At 60.2% G+C, this 15,951-nt stretch carries 14 protein-coding genes and 1 pseudogene; 12 read left to right on the top strand and 3 right to left on the bottom strand.

Annotation, left to right across the window (positions count from 1 at the left end):
• Positions 1–76: 76 nt before the first annotated feature.
• From ubiE to KBY08_RS26770, 12 genes and pseudogenes are all read left to right on the top strand, one after another.
• Positions 77–847, top strand: coding sequence for a bifunctional demethylmenaquinone methyltransferase/2-methoxy-6-polyprenyl-1,4-benzoquinol methylase UbiE (gene ubiE / locus KBY08_RS12285; RefSeq protein ID WP_002551635.1), 771 nt, complete (start codon positions 77–79; stop codon positions 845–847).
• Positions 847–1,470 carry an SCP2 domain-containing protein gene (locus KBY08_RS12290; RefSeq protein ID WP_003403066.1) on the top strand — a complete coding sequence of 208 codons (624 nt, stop codon included), beginning with the start codon at positions 847–849 and terminating at the stop codon, positions 1,468–1,470. Before ubiE ends, KBY08_RS12290 begins: the two co-directional genes overlap by 1 nt.
• Positions 1,467–3,086 carry a ubiquinone biosynthesis regulatory protein kinase UbiB gene (ubiB, locus tag KBY08_RS12295; protein ID WP_003316635.1) on the top strand — a complete coding sequence of 540 codons (1,620 nt, stop codon included), beginning with the start codon at positions 1,467–1,469 and terminating at the stop codon, positions 3,084–3,086. Before KBY08_RS12290 ends, ubiB begins: the two co-directional genes overlap by 4 nt.
• A 67-nt stretch (positions 3,087–3,153) precedes the next feature.
• The gene (gene hisI / locus KBY08_RS12300; RefSeq protein ID WP_003403068.1) at positions 3,154–3,546 is read left to right on the top strand and encodes a phosphoribosyl-AMP cyclohydrolase; all 393 of its coding nucleotides are present in this window, start codon (positions 3,154–3,156) and stop codon (positions 3,544–3,546) included.
• A 2-nt stretch (positions 3,547–3,548) separates the two neighbouring features.
• Complete coding sequence (locus KBY08_RS12305) at positions 3,549–3,881, top strand: phosphoribosyl-ATP diphosphatase (protein WP_002551631.1); 333 nt, start codon at positions 3,549–3,551, stop codon at positions 3,879–3,881.
• Between the two features lie 44 nt (positions 3,882–3,925).
• The gene (locus KBY08_RS12310) at positions 3,926–4,201 is read left to right on the top strand and encodes a twin-arginine translocase TatA/TatE family subunit (RefSeq protein ID WP_003316632.1); all 276 of its coding nucleotides are present in this window, start codon (positions 3,926–3,928) and stop codon (positions 4,199–4,201) included.
• A 4-nt stretch (positions 4,202–4,205) separates the two neighbouring features.
• Positions 4,206–4,682, top strand: coding sequence for a Sec-independent protein translocase protein TatB (gene tatB, locus KBY08_RS12315; RefSeq protein WP_011266365.1), 477 nt, complete (start codon positions 4,206–4,208; stop codon positions 4,680–4,682).
• Positions 4,679–5,479 (top strand): twin-arginine translocase subunit TatC, encoded by an 801-nt coding sequence (gene tatC / locus KBY08_RS12320; RefSeq protein ID WP_011266364.1) that lies wholly within the window; start codon positions 4,679–4,681, stop codon positions 5,477–5,479. Before tatB ends, tatC begins: the two co-directional genes overlap by 4 nt.
• Entirely contained in the window at positions 5,476–6,183 is a 708-nt protein-coding gene (locus KBY08_RS12325) for a 16S rRNA (uracil(1498)-N(3))-methyltransferase (RefSeq protein ID WP_024641272.1), read from the top strand. Before tatC ends, KBY08_RS12325 begins: the two co-directional genes overlap by 4 nt.
• A gap of 169 nt (positions 6,184–6,352) precedes the next feature.
• Complete coding sequence (locus KBY08_RS12330; RefSeq protein ID WP_412548559.1) at positions 6,353–8,188, top strand: methyl-accepting chemotaxis protein; 1,836 nt, start codon at positions 6,353–6,355, stop codon at positions 8,186–8,188.
• 235 nt (positions 8,189–8,423) lie between these two features.
• Positions 8,424–9,476: pseudogene (locus KBY08_RS26765) on the top strand (methyl-accepting chemotaxis protein); the annotation flags it as partial.
• A gap of 141 nt (positions 9,477–9,617) precedes the next feature.
• On the top strand, positions 9,618–10,334 hold the full coding sequence (locus KBY08_RS26770) for a methyl-accepting chemotaxis protein (RefSeq protein ID WP_371136451.1): 717 nt from the start codon (positions 9,618–9,620) through the stop codon (positions 10,332–10,334).
• A 369-nt stretch (positions 10,335–10,703) separates the two neighbouring features.
• On the opposite strand, the gene mdoH is transcribed toward KBY08_RS26770, so the two are convergent.
• The 3 genes from mdoH to dtd all read right to left on the bottom strand — a co-directional run bounded on the left by mdoH (position 10,704) and on the right by dtd (position 15,923).
• A complete protein-coding gene (gene mdoH, locus KBY08_RS12340) occupies positions 10,704–13,286 on the bottom strand; it encodes a glucans biosynthesis glucosyltransferase MdoH (protein WP_011266360.1) in 2,583 nt (860 codons plus the stop codon).
• Positions 13,279–15,222 carry a glucan biosynthesis protein G gene (locus KBY08_RS12345; RefSeq protein ID WP_024649753.1) on the bottom strand — a complete coding sequence of 648 codons (1,944 nt, stop codon included), beginning with the start codon at positions 15,220–15,222 and terminating at the stop codon, positions 13,279–13,281. The genes mdoH and KBY08_RS12345 overlap by 8 nt, the downstream gene beginning before the upstream one ends.
• Positions 15,223–15,485: 263 nt before the next feature.
• The gene (dtd, locus tag KBY08_RS12350) at positions 15,486–15,923 is read right to left on the bottom strand and encodes a D-aminoacyl-tRNA deacylase (protein WP_011266358.1); all 438 of its coding nucleotides are present in this window, start codon (positions 15,921–15,923) and stop codon (positions 15,486–15,488) included.
• Between the last annotated feature and the right edge of the window lie 28 nt (positions 15,924–15,951).

Here is a 15,951-nt window from a genome sequence, read left to right on the forward strand (position 1 = left end):
GTTGCAGGTGAGCCTTGTCAAGACAAAGCCGGCCTTGGCGATTAGAATGACCCGCACTCTATTCCGGTGAAGCGATATGAACGATCAGCGCAAAGGCAGCGATGCCGAACCTACGACTCACTTCGGTTACAAAAATGTACCGGAAAGCCAGAAGGCAGAAAAAGTCGCTGAGGTTTTCCATTCGGTAGCGGCCAAGTACGACCTGATGAACGACCTGCTGTCCGGCGGCATGCATCGCCTGTGGAAGCGTTTCGCGATCGAGCTGTCCGGCGTCCGCACCGGTAACCGCGTGCTGGACATTGCTGGCGGCACGGGCGACCTGACCCGCAAATTCTCCAACCTGGTCGGCCCGACCGGCCAGGTGGTACTGGCTGACATCAACGCCTCCATGCTCAAGGTCGGCCGTGACCGCCTGCTGGACCTGGGTGTGTCGGGCAACGTCGAGTTCGTCCAGGCAGACGCCGAGAAGCTGCCATTCCCGGACAACCATTTCGACTGCGTGACCATCGCGTTCGGCCTGCGCAACGTGACGCACAAGGAAGACGCCCTGCGTTCCATGCTGCGCGTGCTCAAGCCGGGTGGTCGCCTGTTGGTGCTGGAGTTCTCCAAGCCGACCAACAAGTTGATGTCCAAGGCCTACGACGCCTACTCGTTCGCGTTCATGCCGTTGATGGGCAAGCTGGTCACCAATGATTCGGAAAGCTACCGCTATCTGGCCGAATCGATCCGCATGCACCCCAACCAGGAAACCCTCAAGTCGATGATGGTAGAAGCCGGTTTTGACCGCGTGACCTATCACAACATGACTGCCGGCGTCGTGGCCCTGCACCGCGGTATCAAACCCTGATGTTGCTCCGGGGGCTGCTCGCCAGCATCGAGCACGGCATCAATCGGGTGCTGCGCCTGGACAGCACCGCGCTGCCCCGCATGGCGCGTCTGTCCGGACGTGTCATTGCGGTGGACTGTCGCGATCCGTCCCTGAAGCTGTTCATCCTGCCCAGCGACCAAGGCTTGCTGCTCGCCGCTGACTGGGCTGCCGAAGCCGACTGCACCCTGCGTGCGCCGGCGTCCAGCCTGGTGCGTCTGTCCCTGAGCAAAGACAAGACCGCTGTGCTGCACGGCCCGGACGTCGAACTCGACGGTGACAGCGGCGCGCTGCTGGAACTGGTCGGCATTCTTCAGGACCTGGAGCTGGACTGGGAGCACGAACTGTCCAACTGGATCGGCCCGGTGGCCAGCCAGTTGTTCAGCAGCCACCTGCGCAACAGTGGGCGCTGGACGCGGGAAAGCTTCAACAGCCTCAGCCAGAACGTCACCGACTACCTCAGCGAAGAATCGCGCACGCTGGTAGGCAAACACGAAGCCGAAGCACGATTCGCCGAACTCGATCAGATCAAACTCGATCTGGAACGCCTCGAGGCGCGCTTTGCCCGCCTTGCCCACTCCCTCAATACCAGCGATAACGCATGAAGCTGCTTGCCGTCCGCCGTCTGTTTCGCATTCAACGTGTCGTTATCCGCTATCGCCTTGATGACCTGTTGTTCGCCCTGCCCCTGCCGTGGTGGATGCTCGCGCTGCGTTTCGTGCTGCCCTGGCGCTGGCTGCCACGGCGCAAATCCGAGCTGAGCCGTGGCGTACGCTTTCGCCTGGCGCTCCAGGACCTGGGGCCGATTTTCATCAAGTTCGGGCAACTGCTGTCCACCCGGCGCGACCTGCTGCCCGAGGACATCGCCGACGAGCTGATGCTGCTGCAGGATCGCGTGCCGCCGTTCGATCAGCAATTGGCGATCAAGCTGATCGAAGAACAGCTTGGCGCGCGCATCTGTGACGTGTTCAGCCGCTTCGACGAGAAGCCGCTGGCATCCGCTTCGGTCGCCCAGGTGCATGCCGCCTGCCTGAAGACCGGCGAAGAAGTCGTGGTCAAGGTGGTACGCCCCGGCCTCAAGCCGATCATCGGTCAGGACCTGGCATGGCTGTTCATTCTCGCCCGCACCGCCGAGCGCGTTTCCGCCGATGCCCGCCTGCTGCACCCGGTGCAGGTGGTGATGGATTATGAGAAGACCATCTACGACGAACTCGACCTGCTGCGTGAAGCGGCCAACGCCAGCCAGTTGCGACGCAACTTCGAAGGCTCCGACCTGCTTTACGTGCCACAAGTCTACTGGGACTGGTGCCGGCCGAAAGTGCTGGTCATGGAGCGTATCTACGGCCTGCAGGTCACCGACATGGCCGGGCTGGCGGATCAGCGCACCGACATGAAATTACTGGCCGAGCGCGGCGTGGAGATCTTCTTCACGCAGATTTTTCGCGACAGCTTCTTCCATGCCGACATGCACCCCGGCAACATTTTCGTCAGCACGGTCAACCCGTGGGCGCCGAAGTACATTGCCATCGACTGCGGTATCGTCGGCAGCCTGACCCCGGAAGATCAGGATTACCTGGCGCGTAACCTGTTTGCCTTTTTCAAACGTGATTATCGTCGCGTTGCGCAACTGCACATCGATTCGGGCTGGGTGCCGGCAGAGACCAAGCTCAATGAATTCGAAGCGGCCATCCGCACGGTCTGCGAGCCGATTTTCGAGAAGCCGCTCAAGGATATTTCCTTCGGTCAGGTGCTGATGCGCCTGTTCCAGACCGCACGCCGCTTCAATATGGAAGTCCAGCCGCAACTGGTTCTGCTGCAAAAGACCCTGCTCAACATCGAGGGGCTGGGTCGTCAGCTGTACCCGGAACTGGACCTGTGGAGCACCGCGCAGCCTTATCTGGAGCGCTGGATGCGTGAACGGGTCAGCCCGAAAACCCTGCTGGGCAATCTGCAATCACAGGTCGAGCAATTGCCGCACATCGCCGGCATGACCCGTGATCTGCTGGAACGCATGTCCCGCCCGCACGCCTCGGATCCGCCACGCCCTTGGCACGATCGCAAGGACGAGCCGGTCCTGCGGCTGATCGGTGCAGCATTGCTGGTCGGCGGCGCGATACAGGGCTGGGTGATGAGCGAGGCCGCCACCCAGTTGCTGACGCTCACCGCGTGGCCGGCCGCGATCATGCTGATCGCCGGGCTGTATCTGATCGTTCGCCGATAGCCAGCAGCGAATGGCGCTGGCACACTGTTCAATCCGCCGGGCATGAAAGCCGGCTGCCGGAGTAGATATGAAAGACTGGCTGGACGAGATTCACTGGAACAGCGACGGTCTGGTGCCTGCAATCGCTCAGGATCACAAGACCGGCCGGGTATTGATGATGGCCTGGATGAACCGCGAGGCCCTGAGCCTGACCGCGGCCGAGAACCGTGCCATCTATTGGTCGCGTTCGCGTGGCAAACTCTGGCGCAAAGGTGAAGAATCGGGTCATGTGCAAAAGCTGCATGAACTGCGCCTGGACTGTGACGCCGACGTCATTATCCTGATGGTCGAGCAGATCGGTGGCATCGCTTGCCATACCGGCCGCGAAAGTTGCTTCTACCGAGTGTATGAAAAGTCAGGCTGGAAGACCGTAGACCCGGTTCTGAAAGATCCTGATGCTATTTACCCTGCAGGCCATTGAACATGACTGATACGTTGTCCCGTCTGGCCGAAGTGCTGGAATCACGCAAGGACGCCGCTGCCGACAGCTCCTATGTCGCAAGCCTGTATCACAAGGGCCTGAACAAGATTCTGGAAAAGCTCGGCGAAGAGTCGATCGAGACCATCATCGCTGCCAAGGACGCTGCGGTCAGCGGCGATTGCAGTGACGTGATTTATGAAACCGCTGACCTGTGGTTTCACAGCATGGTGATGCTCGCCGCGCTGGGTCAGCACCCACAGGCCGTGCTCGATGAACTGGACCGCCGATTCGGCTTGTCCGGCCACGCGGAAAAAGCCGCTCGCACGGCAGAGTAACGCTCTCCCCTTTCAAGCTTGAACTCTTTTACGAGGACTGTTTCATGGGTATTTTTGACTGGAAACACTGGATCGTCATCCTGATCGTCGTAGTACTGGTTTTCGGGACCAAGAAACTCAAGGGCCTGGGCAGCGACGTCGGCGAATCGATCAAGGGCTTTCGCAAGGCGATGAATGACGACGACAAGCCTGCCGAACAGCCTGCACCTCAACCCCAGCAGGCCCAGCCAGCCCCACAGGGCTCGCCGCTGAATCAGCCGCACACCATCGACGCGCAGGCGCACAAAGTCGACGAGCCGATCCGCAAAGACCAGGTTTAAGCCCATGTTCGGTATCAGCTTCTCTGAACTGCTGCTTGTCGGCCTGGTTGCCTTGCTGGTACTGGGTCCCGAGCGCCTGCCGGGTGCTGCACGCACCGCAGGCTTATGGATCGGCCGCTTGAAGCGCAGCTTCAATGCGATCAAACAGGAAGTTGAACGTGAAATCGGGGCCGACGAAATTCGTCGGCAGTTGCACAACGAGCATATTCTTTCGATGGAAGACGAAGCGCGCAAAATGTTCGCGCCCAATCAGCCGTCCGAGAACAGCCCGGAGCCGGCAAACCCGCCGCCAGCGCCCGCTGCGGCCGAAGCTGCAAGCCCCGTGCACAACCAAGCCGCACACCACGAAATCGGCCCTGCCCAACCTGCGGCACCAAAGACCGAGCTGTCGCTGGAGAAAACCGCGAAACCGGCTGACGCCGGCACACCGGTCCCGGCGCCTCCCGCCCACGATTCGTCATTGCCACCGCGAGCACCATGAGCGCTGATACCCCGGAAAATGATCAGCAAATGCCGCTGATCTCGCACCTCACCGAGCTGCGTACACGTCTGTTGCGCTGCGTTGCGGCAGTCTTCCTGATTTTCGCCGGCCTGTTCTACTTCACGCAGAAGATCTACACACTGGTCTCGGCGCCGCTGCGAGTCTATCTGCCTGAAGGCGCAACGATGATCGCCACCGATGTGGCCTCGCCGTTCATCACGCCGTTCAAGCTGACCATGATGGTCGCGCTGTTTCTGTCCATGCCGGTCATCCTGCATCAGATCTGGGGCTTCATCGCGCCGGGCCTGTACAAGCACGAGAAGCGTGTCGCAGTGCCATTGCTGGTGTCGAGCATCATCCTGTTCTACGCAGGCATGGCGTTCGCCTACTTCCTGGTCTTCCCGCTGATTTTCCACTTCTTCGCCAGCGTGACGCCGGAAGGCGTGTCGATGATGACCGACATCGCCAGCTACCTGGACTTCGTGATGACGCTGTTCTTCGCCTTTGGCGTGGCCTTCGAAATCCCGGTGGCCGTGGTGTTGCTGGTGTGGATCGGCATCGTCGACGTCAAGTACCTGAAGAAGATCCGCCCTTACGTGATCATCGGCTGCTTCGTGGTCGGCATGATCCTCACGCCGCCGGACATCTTCTCGCAGACGCTGCTGGCGGTGCCGATGTGGCTGCTCTTCGAGCTGGGCGTCCTGTGCAGCACGATGATCAAGAAGCGTGGCGAACATCCGGACGATGAGGCCGAGGACGCTGACAAGCAGGATCAGCCGCCCGCGACCACTCCGTGAACCTGCTGCTGCTTGAGGAAGCCGATTTCATTGCGGCGGACCGGGTGGTCCTGCGTGACCGCCGCCTGAAGCACATGCAGGAGGTGCACCGCGCAGAGGTTGGCGACAGTGTGCGTGTGGGCCGGGTCAATGGCCTGCTGGGCAATGCCCAACTGCTGCGCCTTGAACCGCATGAAGCAGAGCTGCGTGTCGAGCTGCAGAGTGCTCCGCCGGCAAAGCTGCCGCTTACCCTGTTGCTGGCGTTGCCACGCCCGAAGATGTTACGCCGGGTGTTTCAGACCGTTGCGACCATGGGCGTGCCGAAAGTCATTCTGCTGAACAGCTACAGGGTGGAAAAAAGCTTCTGGCAGACGCCGTTTCTCGAGCCCGAAGCCATCCGCGAGCAGCTGATTCTGGGCCTGGAGCAGGCGCGCGATTCGGTGCTGCCTGAAATCGTGATCGAAAAGCGCTTCAAGCCGTTCGTTGAAGATCGCTTGCCGCAGATCGCGCTCGACACACTGGCCCTGGTTGGCCATCCCGGTGATTTCCCAGCCTGCCCACGTGCGGTCACCCAACCGATCACGCTGGCCATCGGCCCTGAAGGTGGCTGGATACCCTACGAAATCGATCTGTTGCGCCAGTCAGGTTTGCAGCCCGTGCAACTGGGCGAACGCATCCTGCGCGTCGAAACCGCTGTAACGGCCCTTCTCGCTCGCTTGTTCTAAGCTGTCAGTGTCGACTCAATCGCTTCAGTTAACCGATAACTGGCCGATGCAGTCGGATACTTAGGACAAAAGCAGTCAAGGAGTGATCATGTCTCGTGGGTTATCCAAAAGCCTCGCCAATGCGAGTGTCAGCCTCAAATTGGCGATCGGCTTTGGTCTGGTGCTGTTGATGACGCTGATGATTTCAGCCACCGGCTGGTTCAGCAATCAGGCCCTGATCGATCGTGGGGACCGTGTCACTGCGATTGCAGAGGTCAATGAGCTGACCCTTCAGTTGCGCATCAACCGTATGAGCTACGAGGTGCTGTACAACGCAGAGACTGCAGCGAAGGTCAGAAGTACACTCGATGAGCTCGACGCTGCACTGCAAACCGCCAGAAACCTGCTGCGATCCCCCGAGAACCTGCAGTTGCTGGATGTCCAGATTCAGGCAACGCGGGACTATCGGCAGTCGTTCGAGGACATGAGCAAGGCGATCGAAACCCGCGAAGCGAGCCGCAGCCAGATGGGCGAAAACGCCGACAAGGCAGTGGATCAGGCCAACAGGATCGAAGCCGAACTGCTCAAGGAAGATAACATCCTGGCCTTCAATGGCATCGTCGGCGTCAGCAAGCTGATTCAGCAGGCGCGCTTTCAGGTACGTGGTTACACCTACAGCGGCCGTCCCGATTTCGAAAAGGACGCCAATAAAGCCATCGATGACGCTGTGACCGGGATCAACACGCTGGCTGGCGACATTTCTTCCACTTATTCGCCCATGCTGCAACAGGCCATCGCCGGGCTGAATGGCTACCGCGCGGCTGTGGGCAAATACCGCGATGCCCAGGCCGCCTCCAAGGCCGCACTGGATAAAATGACCACGCTGGGCGTCAGCATGCTCGCCACCAGCAACGACCTGATTGCCAGACAGAACAAGAGCCGCGACGCAGACAGCGCCAAGTCGGTCACGATGATCGCCGCTGCTACTGCGCTGGCGCTGGTGTTGAGCATTCTCGCGGCGTGGGTCATCACTCGCCAGATCACCACCCCGCTGCAGGAGACTCTCGAAGTAGTGGAGCGGGTCGCCTCGGGCGACCTGAGCCGCAACCTCAAGGTCGATCGCAAGGACGAACTGGGCAAGCTGCAGGCCACGATTCAGCGCATGACGGTCAGTCTGCGCGAACTGGTCGGCGGGATTCGTGATGGCGTCACCCAGATTGCCAGCGCTGCGGAAGAGCTGTCGGCGGTTACCGAGCAGACCAGTGCCGGGGTCAACAGTCAGAAGGTCGAGACTGATCAGGTGGCCACCGCCATGCATGAAATGACGGCAACCGTTCAGGAGGTCGCGCGCAACGCCGAGGAAGCCTCGGAAGCAGCAGTGGCGGCAGACCGTCAGGCCCGTGATGGCGAACGGGTGGTCAACGAGGCCATTGCGCAAATCGAACGTCTCGCCTCTGCGGTGGGCAACTCCAGCGAAGCAATGGGCGCGTTGAAACAGGAAAGCGACAAGATTGGCAGCGTGCTGGACGTCATCAAATCGGTCGCCGAACAGACCAACCTGCTGGCGTTGAACGCCGCTATCGAGGCAGCACGCGCCGGTGAGGCCGGTCGGGGCTTTGCGGTGGTTGCCGATGAAGTGCGCAGCCTGGCGCAACGCACGCAAAAATCCACTGAAGAAATCGAAGCGCTTATTGCCCGCCTGCAAAGCGGCACACAACAGGCCACCACCGTCATGGACAGCAGCCGCGAGCTGAGCACCAGCAGCGTGGAACTGACCCGCAGGGCCGGTGGATCGCTGGCGAACATCACCAAAACCGTCTCGTCGATCCAGGCCATGAACCAGCAGATTGCGGCTGCCGCCGAAGAACAGAGCGCGACCGCCGAAGAGATCAACCGCAGCATCATCAATGTCCGTGACGTGTCCGAACAGACCTCTGCAGCCAGTGAAGAAACCGCGGCGTCCAGTGTAGAACTGGCGAGACTGGGCAATCACCTTCAGGTGCTGGTGAGCCGTTTCACCGTCTGACCTGTCAGGACACAGCCCGCGTCAGCACTCGGCGCGGGCCATTTTCCCTGACAAAATGTGACACCTTTCACCCCTCTTCCGTGCTCGGAAATCTCCTACGACCTTCTCAGGTCACGCAATGAATCGCCACGCCGATGCGCTCACAACGCATGTCCCGACGGGTTCGGAACGTGCTTTTGTTCGCTCATTGCAGGAGATTCCAATGTTCCGACTGATCAATCAAGCGCTCGGCAACATGAACGTCAGATTCAAACTGTCCCTGGGTTTCGGCCTGGTGCTGTTATTGACGCTGATCATCACACTGACGGGCTGGCATGGCCTGTACACCATGATCGACCGCTCGGAGTCGCTCTCGGACATCGCCCAGCTCAACGGTCTGACCAAAGATCTGCGCGCCGAGCGAATCACCGACCGCGTCCAGAAAACCCCGGAGAGCACGGCGCTGGTTACAGAAAAGCTCAATGAAATGAAAGCCCAGCTCACCCTGCTGCACAAGCAGAGTGACGAGGAGGCAACCATCAAGCTGCTCAACGGGCAGTTCGAGACGCTGAACAGGATCGAAAAGACCTTCGCGGACGTTCGCGACAACCGACAGACCCGCAACCAGATACGCACGCGCCTGGAGCAGACCTCGGAACAGGCCTTGCAGGCCATCGCGCAGGTTGAGGTAGAAGTGCTCAAAAGCGTCAGCCAGGAACAGGACAGCAGCGAGCGGATGGAGGAATTCACCAATATTTCCCAACTGAGGCAGCAGGTCCAGACCGCTCGTTATCAAGTGCAGACGTATACCTTCACCACCCGCGACGCGGATGAAAGCGCAGCCATTGCGGCCATCGACGAAGCGCTCAAGGAAATCGGGCAGATCGCTCAGGATCAGGGCAACGAAAGCCTTCAGGGCCTGACACCGGCGACCGCAGCCCTGCAGAGTTATCGCGAACGGCTTGGCGAGTTCAAGCAGATACAGACCAAGGCCGAAGCGGATCAGGAAATCATGGAAGGCCTTGGCGAAACGCTGCTGGACTCCGTCGGCGCGCTGAATCGCCTGCAGACTGCACAGCGCGACAGCGAGGCGGCTAATTCCAGCGCCATGCTGAGCAGTGTTGCAGGTCTGGCTCTGCTGATCGGATTGCTTGCCGCCTGGATCATGACCCGGCAGATCACCGTGCCGTTGCAGCAGACACTCAGTGCCGCAGCGCGCATCGCTCAGGGCGATCTGAGCCGGGACATATCGGTCACGCGCCGTGACGAAATGGGTCAGTTACAAGGCAGCATGCAGACCATGACCGTCAGCCTGCGCGAACTGGTTGGCGGCATCAGCGAGGGCGTGTCGCAGATCGCCAGCGCGGCCGAACAGTTATCCGCGGTGACCAAACAGACCTGCATCGGAGTCACCAGCCAAAAAGACGAAACCGACCAGGTGGCCACGGCCATGAATGAAATGGCCGCGACCGTGCAGGAAGTCGCGCGCAATGCGCAAGAAGCTTCGCAGGCAGCCGCTCAGGCGGATCAACAGGCGCGCAGCGGCGATGAAGTGGTCGGGCAGGCGATCACGCAGATCGAGCAACTGGCTCGCGAAGTGCTGAACTCCACGCAGTCGATGAGCGCGCTCAAGCAGGAGAGTAACAAGATCGTCGGCGTTCTTGACGTGATCAAGTCTGTTTCACAGCAGACCAATCTGCTGGCTCTCAATGCGGCGATTGAAGCAGCCCGCGCGGGAGAGGCCGGGCGCGGCTTCGCGGTGGTTGCCGATGAAGTGCGTGGTCTGGCGCAGCGCACGCAAAAATCCACCGAGGAAATCGAAGAGCTGATCGCCGCCCTGCAAACCGGCACACAACAGGTCGCGACCACTCTGGACAGCAGCCGCACCCTGACTGACAACACGGTTGAACTGAGCCGTCGTGCCGGTGGCGCACTGGAGCAGATCACCCGCACCGTGGCGACGATCCAGCACATGAACGAACAGATCGCTACCGCCAGCGAGGAACAGAGCGTGGTCGCCGAACAGATCAACCGTAACGTCATCAGCGTACGCGACATCTCCGAACAAACCGCCGCAGCCAGTGAACAAACCGCCGCCTCCAGCGTCGAACTCGCCAGACTGGGAACCCACCTGCAGACACTGGTGGGGAAATTCAGGGTGGGTTGATAGATCTGCGACGCAAGGATTCCGACGCTGGAGCGCTTGGCGTTATACACCAGCCTGCTTTTGATTCTGCCCAACGGGCGTAGGAGCGGACTTGTCCGCGAAGGGGCCGCCAAGCTTTCCGGACATGCATCGCCTGAACGACCGTCTTCGCGAACAAGTTCGCTCCTACCGCTCGGGCAGGAGGCCGCTTTTGATTCTGCCCAACGGGCGTAGGAGCGGACTTGTCCGCGAAGGGGCCGCCAAGCTTTCCGAACATGCCGCGAACAAGTTCGCCTCTCCCCCTCGCTTGCGTGGGTCTTTGCCACAAAGCCCAATAAAAAAGCCCCCGACGCGCTAAGCGTCAGGGGCTCTTTTCGTAGCCGGGCGGTTTTAGACCGGAACCGGCTCCGATGCTTTACCTTCAGGCTGCAAAGGCAGCAGAGGCGCATGTGGATCGGCTTCGATGGAAGCTCTCCACGCGGCCAGCCACTCTTCGTGACCTTCGCTCCAGACGCGCTCGTGCAAGCGGCCAAGGGCGACCGGGTCGCTCAGCAGCATCAGGCGTTCCTGATTGCCGAGTTTTGCCGGACCGACCTTGAGTGCCTGATCGACACGCTCCATACGCACCACTTCAATCGGCTGAGCCTGACGGTGACGCGACGTCGCCAGGGCGCAGGCCAGGGCGTTCTGGCGCGGGTCGACCACAGCGCGGATGAAGCCCTGCTTCAGCGCATGCCAGCGGTTCTCGTAGGTGTACCGATCCGTCGAGATCAGCTCTTGCGGCGGCTCGAACTCTTCAGGAATCAGGAAGAACTTCTCGTCACGCGCCTTGACGCCCAGATTGGTACGGCTGGAAATCACCGACACCGGAATCGACAGCATCAACGACACCACGATCGGCGCAAGCCACCACAGGAAGCTCGGGTTCAACCAGAACACCAGCAAGGCCCAGCACGCGCCCAGCAGGGTTTGCGGACCATGACGCTTCACCGCTTCGATCCACGGCGTGGAGTCATCGTCGCGTTGCGGCGAGTTCCAGGTCGCGGCCCAGCCCAGGAAAGCGGCCAGTACGAAGCGTGTGTGGAACAGCATGCGCACCGGAGCCAGCAGCACCGAGAAGAGCATTTCCAGCAGCATCGAAACGGTGACCTTGAACTTCCCACCGAAGCCTTTCGCGCCCTTGGCCCAGATCAGAATGACGCTGAGCAGTTTAGGCAGGAACAGCAGGACGATGGTGGTCGAGAACAACGCAACGGCTTTTTCCGGGTGCCATTGTGGCCACAGCGGGTACAGCTGACGCGGTTCAAGGAAGTAGGTCGGCTCCATCAGCGTGTTCACCGCCAGCAAGGCCGTGGACAGCACGAGGAAGAAGAACCACAACGGCGCCGACAGGTAAGACATCACACCGGTCAGGAACACCGCACGGTGAACCGGGTGCATGCCCTTGACCAGAAACAGCCTGAAGTTCATCAGGTTGCCGTGGCACCAGCGACGGTCACGCTTGAGTTCGTCCAGCAGGTTGGGCGGCAACTCTTCGTAACTGCCTGGCAGGTCGTAGGCAATCCACACGCCCCAGCCGGCACGGCGCATCAGCGCAGCTTCGACGAAGTCGTGGGAGAGGATCGCACCGGCGAATGCGCCTTTGCCGGGCAGCGGCGCCAGGGCGCAGTGCTCGATGAAGGGCTTCATGCGGATGATCGCGTTGTGACCCCAATAGTGGGATTCACCCAGCTGCCAGAAGTGCAGACCGGCAGTGAACAGCGGACCATAGACCCGGGTAGCGAACTGCTGCATGCGTGCATACAGCGTGTCCATACCCGACGCACGTGGCGCGGTCTGGATGATACCGGCGTCCGGCGTGGCTTCCATCAGGCGAACCAGACTGGTCAGACACTCACCGCTCATGACGCTGTCGGCGTCCAGCACGACCATGTAGCGGTAGTCACCGCCCCAGCGCCGGCAGAAGTCGTCGAGGTTGCCGCTTTTGCGTTTTACGCGACGGCGACGGCGACGATAGAAGATCTTGCCAAAGCCTTTGGTCTCGCGGCACACGTCCAGCCACGCCTGTTGCTCGGCAACGGCGATGTCGGTTTCGTTGGTGTCACTGAGCACGAAGAAATCGAAACGATCCAGGTCACCCGTGGCCGCTACCGATTCGAACGTAGCGCGCAGACCGGCGAAAACCCGAGGCACGTCTTCGTTGCAGATCGGCATGACCAGCGCAGTACGTGCGCCCTTTTCGATCGGCTCGTTGCCGGCACTGGCACCCGAGATGCGGTATTTGTCGCGACCGGTGAGCAGTTCCAGGAAGCCCATCAGCGCGGTCCAGAAACCGGCCGATACCCAGCAGAACAGAATCCCGAACAACAACAGGATACTGGTCTGCAAGGCATAAGGCATGACCTGCAAGGCGGTCTGCACGAAGGTCTGACGGGTGATTTCGTCGAGCGAAACCAGCGACCAGCCCTGATACGGCAGAATGCCTTTCATGTACCAGCCAGCCACGATCGTCTGACCCAGCATGAGGATCAGCAGGATGTAGCGACGGATCGAACCGACGGTACGCCAGCGCGCCTTCGGCAGATCCCGGGGCAGATCATCGTGCTCGGGCTTGGGCGGGTTGCCCTTGCCGGTCAGGCGACGCCAGCCGCGCACCAGGATGTTGGTGCGCCATGGCTCTGGCACGACCTTGGTCCGGCGAATCGGCGGTGTAGCCTTCAGGCACAGGCGACCGCTGGCGTCGACGCCGAGCATCTCGGCGTCCTCCAGCTGATCTGCGGTGGTCAGCGTCAGACGGCGACCTACCGAAGCCTGAGCGGCCTCGGCAGGGTCAGTGACCGGCTGCGCGGACAGTCGCTCATGCAACTCGGCGAAGGTCGTGCAGCCGGCAAGTTCTGCCCGCTGCTCGTCGCTCATCGGTAAATGCGCCAGGTACTCGTTCAGAGACATTGGCACCGGTAGAGAATTACTCATCGCTCGGCAACTGATAGCTCCAGGTCTCGGTCATGACTTGCAACGTCTTGGCCGGTTCCGGATGGGTGGGTGCTGCCTCGGTTTCAGGCTGCTGAATTTCCTTACCGTCCTTGTCCTTGGCTACGTCAGCCTTGGATGCGTCGGCTTTGCCTGCATCGGCCTTGGCGACTTCGCCTTTGCCTTTGGCTGCGTCAGCTTTTGCTGCGTCAGCCTTGCCTGCTTCAGACTTGGCAGTCTCAGGCTTGGCAGCTTCCGGCTTGGGTGCGTCGGCCTTGGCGATTTCTACCTGGTCGTTGGCGGACTCCTTGGCGACTGCCGGCTTGGCAGCTTCCTTGGCGGCGGCCTTCTTCTCTTCGGCTTTGTCAGCCACGAGCAGCGCAGGTTCCTTGCCCGGTTCGGCAGGGATTTCACGCAACAGGTAGGCGCGCATTTCGGTCGGCTTGCTGGAATCCTTGACCTTGACACGCAGGGTCAGGCGGTAACCTTTGGTGACCGGGTTGTAGCGCAGGTTGTTTTCCACCAGCTCGACGTTGTCGTCAGTGGTCACCTGGCTGCGAATGGTCTTGTCTTCCGGCAGTGCGGCCAGCACCGGGCCCACGAAGTCGACCAGGAAGGCAAGGCTGCCGTCCGGCTGACGGATCAGATTGGACTGACGCACGTCACCGATGGAGCGTTGAGTCTGCTTGACCCAGCCCAGATCCGGCGAGTGAATCGAGTTTTCCTGCATGGTCCAGTGCAGACGGTAGTCGAACGCCATTTCCTGGCCAGGTTCTGCCAGCGTTTCAGGCTTCCAGTAGGCTACGATGTTGTCGTTGGTCTCGTCGGCAGTCGGAATTTCGACCAGCTCGACAGTCCCCTTGCCCCAATCGCCCTTCGGCTCGATCCAGGCACTTGGACGCTTGTCGTAGCGGTCATCCAGGTCTTCGTACTGGCTGAAGTCACGGCCACGTTGCAGCAGACCGAAACCACGCGGGTTCTCGACCGAGAAGCTGCTGATGGACAGATGTTTAGGGTTGTTCAGCGGACGCCACAGCCACTCACCGTTTGCCGCCTGAATCGACAGACCGCTGGAATCGTGCAGTTCACGACGGTAGTTAGGCACACGCGAAGGCTGGTTGGCGCCGAACAGGAACATACTGGTCAGAGGAGCAACGCCCAGCTTGTTGACCTTGTCACGCAGGAACATGCGCGACTTCACGTCAACCAGGGTGTTGGTACCCGGGCGCAGGGTCAACTGATAGGCACCGGTGGCACGCGGCGAGTCGAGCAGAGCAAAGATCACCAGATGGTTGTCATCCGGGCCTGGCTTCTCGATCCAGAATTCCTTGAAGCGCGGAAATTCTTCACCGGATGGCGAGGCAGTGTCGATCGCCATGCCGCGCGCGGAAAGGCCATAAACCTGACCCTTGCCGATGACGCGGAAGTAGCTCGCGCCCAGCATGGTCATGATTTCGTCCTGCTTGTCATCCTTGTTGATCGGATACAGGACACGGAAACCGGCATAACCCAGTTTCTCGGTGGATTTCGGGTCGATCTTCAGATCGCCGAAGTCAAAACGATTCGGGTCGTACTTGATCTCGTCGACGCTGGTCGCGGTCACTTCGTTGATCTTGACCGGCGTATCGAAGTGCATGCCCTGGTGGTAGAAAGACACTTTGAACGGAGTCTTCTCACCCGCCCATTCGGCCTTGTCATCACGGAAGCGGATCTTCTGATAATCGGCGAACTTCATGTCGCGCAGCTCGTTCGGCAGATTGCTCCGCGGAGCCTCGAACTTCTGCCCGGCCATTTCTTTGGCCTTCGCCGCTACATCATCAAGGTTGAACGCCCACAGTTGACCTGCACTGAACAGGCATACAAGGGCCGAGCTTGCCAGAAGTGCACTACGCAACCGCTTGACAGGTGTCTTTGGAGCATCACAGGGACTAACAATCACGAGCAACCCTCGCCGAAAAACAGATGAAAAAACCAACGGCCAGCTATCAATGCCGGGTTGGCGAGCATTGTTCCGACTCCGAATGGGCTTAATGATTCCCCAACCAGGTGTCAGAACCGCTTTTGTCATACCAAATGGACCAACAGTGTCGATCCCCGCAACGCGCGATTATCCAGTAGCGCGCGCCACAACGCATCAGGTATGACAAAGAAATTTATTCCCGCAAGACAGATGAATTCAGGGAGATAAAGTGAAATCGTAGCTTATGTATCAAACAAAAATGTCACGGGGCCATCATTTATCAGGTGCACCTGCATGTCTGCACCAAACTGGCCCGCAGCTACCGTGGGATGCGCGATTCTGGCCTGGCTCAACAGATAGTCGAACAGCTCGGCGCCCAGTGCTGGAGGCGCGGCTTTCGAGAAGCCCGCACGCAACCCGCTTTTGGTGTCCGCAGCCAGCGTGAACTGGGAAACCAGCAACAGGCCGCCCCCCACCTCACGCAAGGACAGATTCATCTTGCCCTCAACATCGCTGAACACTCGATAATTGAGCAACTTGTGCAGCAACTTATCGGCACTGGCGCGGGTGTCTTGAGGCTCTATTCCCACCAACACCAATATGCCCTGTTCAATGGCGCCCACGACCTCGGTGCCCACCTCGACGCGCGCACTTCGCACGCGCTGCAACAAACCTTTCATAGATGCCTTTCCAGACTCAGAACCAATA

Origin of the sequence: Pseudomonas sp. P135, assembly GCF_020312125.1 — a bacterium.
Lineage (GTDB): Bacteria > Pseudomonadota > Gammaproteobacteria > Pseudomonadales > Pseudomonadaceae > Aquipseudomonas > Aquipseudomonas fragariae.

Bases quoted from the DNA above. Each gene is read 5' to 3' on its own strand.
- ubiE (WP_002551635.1), top strand. From the start codon at position 77: ATGAACGATCAGCGCAAAGGCAGCGATGCCGAACCTACGACTCACTTC.
- KBY08_RS12290 (WP_003403066.1), top strand. From the start codon at position 847: ATGTTGCTCCGGGGGCTGCTCGCCAGCATCGAGCACGGCATCAATCGG.
- ubiB (WP_003316635.1), top strand. From the start codon at position 1,467: ATGAAGCTGCTTGCCGTCCGCCGTCTGTTTCGCATTCAACGTGTCGTT.
- hisI (WP_003403068.1), top strand. From the start codon at position 3,154: ATGAAAGACTGGCTGGACGAGATTCACTGGAACAGCGACGGTCTGGTG.
- KBY08_RS12305 (WP_002551631.1), top strand. From the start codon at position 3,549: ATGACTGATACGTTGTCCCGTCTGGCCGAAGTGCTGGAATCACGCAAG.
- KBY08_RS12310 (WP_003316632.1), top strand. From the start codon at position 3,926: ATGGGTATTTTTGACTGGAAACACTGGATCGTCATCCTGATCGTCGTA.
- tatB (WP_011266365.1), top strand. From the start codon at position 4,206: ATGTTCGGTATCAGCTTCTCTGAACTGCTGCTTGTCGGCCTGGTTGCC.
- tatC (WP_011266364.1), top strand. From the start codon at position 4,679: ATGAGCGCTGATACCCCGGAAAATGATCAGCAAATGCCGCTGATCTCG.
- KBY08_RS12330 (WP_412548559.1), top strand. From the start codon at position 6,353: ATGACGCTGATGATTTCAGCCACCGGCTGGTTCAGCAATCAGGCCCTG.
- KBY08_RS26770 (WP_371136451.1), top strand. From the start codon at position 9,618: ATGAATGAAATGGCCGCGACCGTGCAGGAAGTCGCGCGCAATGCGCAA.
- mdoH (WP_011266360.1), bottom strand. From the start codon at position 13,286: ATGAGTAATTCTCTACCGGTGCCAATGTCTCTGAACGAGTACCTGGCG.
- dtd (WP_011266358.1), bottom strand. From the start codon at position 15,923: ATGAAAGGTTTGTTGCAGCGCGTGCGAAGTGCGCGCGTCGAGGTGGGC.